Raw genomic sequence first — 3,237 nt, 5'->3', positions numbered from 1 at the left:
TTGGTTGTGTAAAAGAAATCAGAATATCTTTACATAATGAAAACAGATGAAATTATAAAACTACCAGTTGAAAGAGATGTTGAGAGTAAGTCGATACTCAAAAAATTGACTCATGCTCATCGTGCCTTAGCTGAACTTAAAGGAATTATTTTTAGTATTCCGAATGAGAATATTTTAATAAATACACTGGGGCTGCAAGAAGCAAAAGACAGTTCTGCAATAGAAAATATAATAACTACACATGATGATATTTTTAAATCTGAGTTAAATCTTGAGGGATTTAAATCACCAAATGCCAAGGAAATACAGAATTACATTTCAGCATTGAAATTGGGTTACGGACTCATATCAAAAAATAAAATTCTTACAAATAATGATATAATTGCCATACAATCAGAACTTGAGAAGAATAATGCCGGATTTCGAAAAGTACCTGGAACCACTCTAAAAAATGCAGCGACTGGAGAAGTTGTTTATACCCCTCCTCAAGACTATAAAAAAATTCAAGAATTGATGTCAAATCTTGCGCAATTTATCAATGATAAGAAAATTTGTGACTTTGATCCATTGGTAAAAATGGCAATTATTCACTATCAGTTTGAAAGTATACACCCTTTTTATGATGGAAATGGGCGAACTGGCCGAATAATTAATGTTTTGTATCTAGTAATGAGCAACTTAATAGATCTACCGATTTTATATCTAAGCAGATATATAACCGAGAACAAAAGTGAATATTATAGCCTATTACAGGAAGTTAGAAATTCTGGTTCATTTGAGAATTGGATACTATATTTATTAAATGGAATTGAAAAGATTGCCCTGGAAACCATAATAGTAATTGGTAAAATGAGAGAACTAATATTTGAATATAAATATTTGCTTCGAAATAACTACAAATTCTATAGCCAGGATTTACTAAACAACTTATTCAAACACCCCTATACCAAAATTGAGTTTATAGAAAATGATTTAAATGTATCTCGCATAACCGCGGCGAAATATTTAAACCGCCTGGCTGCAGATGGTCTACTTGTTAAGAAAAAATTAGGGACTGGTAACTATTACATCAACTATAAACTGGTTGAATTACTTACACAGATGACATAATGTATTTTTTGTTTGGAACCGCTTATAAGATTAATCAATGCCCAATACAACGCCTCAAACGAGCGATAGAACATTTGTTGTGATTTTGGAAATTTTGGGTAAAATCAAGAAGTTGAGTCAACCTGCTGGCAAGTTAACATTACAACCCTGTTGAAAACGGTTGTTAGAATTAAATTAATGATAGGGAGTAAGATGAAATATATATGTATAATAATAGTAATCGTGACATTCTCATTCGGCTCAGATAATCCTCCATATGGAAAAGGATCAGGTTCATTGCAGTTTAGACTTGATGAGAATTTTTCTATTAGCAATTATGAAGGAGCATTGTTTTCCTATCAATATGGTTTATCAGAGTCAACATCGATTAGGTACGGAGTTTCTTTTGACGCATTTACTTCAAAAGATGACGAAGATGATAACCAGTATATTGATTCTGATGATCCACATTTGATCGATGAATTAAATAGAAGGAATGAAATTGATTTTCAATTGTGGTGTTCATATATTCGATTCATGAAACCGTCTGGTGAAATAGTTTTATATTATGGTTTTGGTCCAATATTTTCTTATGAACATGATTATCGTAAGCAAACAATTGAAGATAGTAGCTGGGATAATGACTCTATTTATCAGTCACCGTCCAATACCTATGGATTAGGTCTTCACTCCATCTTAGGTATTGAATGGTTCAAACATAGAAATATCAGCTTCCTATTTGAATATGGTTGCAGAATAGAATACATAAAGACCTTATATGAGCAAGAGTATTCTGACCATTACAATGCAGATGATAGGATTGTTTCTCGAGATTATTCCAGAATTGATTTCTCTGCTAACGAAGTGAAACTTGGTATTTCTTTTTATTTCAAGATGGGTGATGAATGAAACTTCATCGAATTATTATAATTTCTCTATTAATCCCACAGTTATTAATCATTAGTTCCTGTGAACAGAGTGATCTACCATTTACACCTGAAGATTATCATTTTTATGTCAGTTTGTATAATCGAGAATTATCATACAGAAGCGTTGAAGGAAATGGGAAGCCGAGAAGAGATCATAACGAAACTTTTGAAAGAGAACTTGGGAGATTTACATTACCAAATATACCTATTGACCTAACAAATGCCATCCAATATTATCTACCAAATTCACAAAGCCCTATTCAGCTAGAAACGAGTTCGATTGATTACAGTAAGGAAATGGGAAGCGTATCAATTGTGTTAGATCCGGTTTATGGACAAAAAAAATACTACCATATGAATAAGAATGATTCACAATCCATTAATTTGAGTTATTCAAATAATGCTGATGTCGATATGTATGTTTTTTTACTTGAAGATTTTGTACAAGGTACGGGGTCAATTGAATTAGTGATTGGTAGTGAATCGTTCTCTGATACACTGATAGTTTCCACAAACAACAATTTAGTTTTGACTCCAAATAATATCCAGATTTCCCCTATTGATCTATCAAATATTGAAGAGGATCTTGCTTTTAGGTTGAACATTGGAAGAAGTCTTTGGAGGGATAATGTCTATTGTTTATATCTATTTTCTAATTATGAACCTGGCACCTATTGGTTTCGTGGTATTACTGAATCCTCGTTGGGTTACTATGATTTTTCAGGTGTTAACACCAATTTTCAATTTTATGCCTACCTGTTAGAGTTATGATAACATTTAATTTAAAAACATGAAAAAAACAATCATATTTTTAATCTCCATTAGCTGTATAGTCTGGTGTAAATCCCCGAAATTTGATGTTACACTGAATGATGGTGGGAAAATCAGTTCGGTAAAGTTTGTTAAAGTTCAAAACGACTCCATTTATTGTACTAAGTGGAGAAAGCAAGAATTCGTTTTTTTCTACGGAGATATTGATGAAATAAAACAAAATCAATATTCATTGGCAGCATATGGTGTTTTAATTGGCATTGGAGTTTCTATACTAAGCCAGGATATAAATTTGAATACCAAAAATCTGGACTTCCCTAACTTTGCAGGACAGTGAAAGAAGTCATAAATTAACCTTACAGAGGAGGATTTATGACACAGAAGAGACGCAAATACCCGAAAGAGTTTAAGATCGACGCCGTTGAACTATTGTTAAAAAAGGGTCGGC

The 3,237-nt window shown here is 32.3% G+C and carries 4 protein-coding genes; all 4 read left to right on the top strand.

From position 1 onward, the window contains the following. Window positions 1-36: 36 nt before the first annotated feature. The 4 genes from HOG71_03585 to HOG71_03570 all read left to right on the top strand — a co-directional run bounded on the left by HOG71_03585 (window position 37) and on the right by HOG71_03570 (window position 3,126). Window positions 37-1,110 (top strand): Fic family protein, encoded by a 1,074-nt coding sequence (locus HOG71_03585; GenBank protein MBT5989914.1) that lies wholly within the window; start codon window positions 37-39, stop codon window positions 1,108-1,110. Window positions 1,111-1,332: 222 nt separating this feature from the next. Then, window positions 1,333-1,998, top strand: coding sequence for a hypothetical protein (locus HOG71_03580; protein MBT5989913.1), 666 nt, complete (start codon window positions 1,333-1,335; stop codon window positions 1,996-1,998). Continuing rightward, window positions 1,995-2,789, top strand: a complete 795-nt coding sequence (locus tag HOG71_03575; protein MBT5989912.1) for a hypothetical protein — start codon at window positions 1,995-1,997, stop codon at window positions 2,787-2,789. Before HOG71_03580 ends, HOG71_03575 begins: the two co-directional genes overlap by 4 nt. Window positions 2,790-2,808: 19 nt before the next feature. After that, a complete protein-coding gene (locus HOG71_03570; GenBank protein MBT5989911.1) occupies window positions 2,809-3,126 on the top strand; it encodes a hypothetical protein in 318 nt (105 codons plus the stop codon). Window positions 3,127-3,237 lie beyond the last annotated feature (111 nt).

Source organism: Bacteroidota bacterium (assembly GCA_018698135.1).
Taxonomy (GTDB): Bacteria; Bacteroidota; Bacteroidia; order CAILMK01; family JAAYUY01; genus JABINZ01.
The sequence above is the reverse complement of the archived record's forward strand: the minus strand, read 5'-3'. Positions and strand labels throughout refer to the sequence as shown.